General features: G+C 53.4%; 1 pseudogene. It reads right to left on the bottom strand.

What is annotated here, in order from left to right:
- Positions 1-280: 280 nt before the first annotated feature.
- Positions 281-532, bottom strand: a pseudogene (locus M6F29_RS12135) (DEAD/DEAH box helicase); the annotation flags it as partial.

The following is a 532-nucleotide window of genomic DNA, read 5'->3' as shown; positions in this document are numbered from 1 at the left end:
ATGTTTTTCTCAAATTGTTTTGAATCAACGAGTTACGCGTTGACGAATCAAGCGGGTTTTATTGCGCGATTGGTAGGTGAATGAAACCCTACAGCCTAACTGATCTTCGCTTCCAGCCAAAGCCTTGCTCAAACTTGCCCTCGGGAATTTCGTCCTGCTGTTTTATGGGAAATTCGGATTGCTGGTGACGGTCTCCTCGAAAATCGCCTCATAACCACCCCTCCCGTGGACATTGCGGACGCTCGTGAATAACCTGGCAAGCGGCGCTTCCGGGCCTAACTCAAACGCCAGGGCCTCCGGAAATCCTGGGGTGGTTCACTGGAAACGCGCCGCGGAGCCAACCAAACGCCTCCTCGATGTTCAGGTTCAAGCTCCCATAGGTCTTTTGAAGCAGATTAGGCGGCAACGCCCAATCCCACTTCTCGCGTTCCAGATTCTTCGCGTTTGAAAGCAGTTCGGGCAGCGAGAGGGTCTCGTCGATACATGCGTCGTAGAGCGCGGCTTCAATGTCCTCGGTCGTCTTCCCCTTCTT

The sequence above is a fragment of the Ferrovum sp. genome (genome assembly GCF_027317285.1).
Classification (GTDB): Bacteria; Pseudomonadota; Gammaproteobacteria; order Burkholderiales; family Ferrovaceae; genus Ferrovum.
Note: the sequence above shows the minus strand (reverse complement) of the source record. Positions and strands in the feature narration are given on the sequence as shown.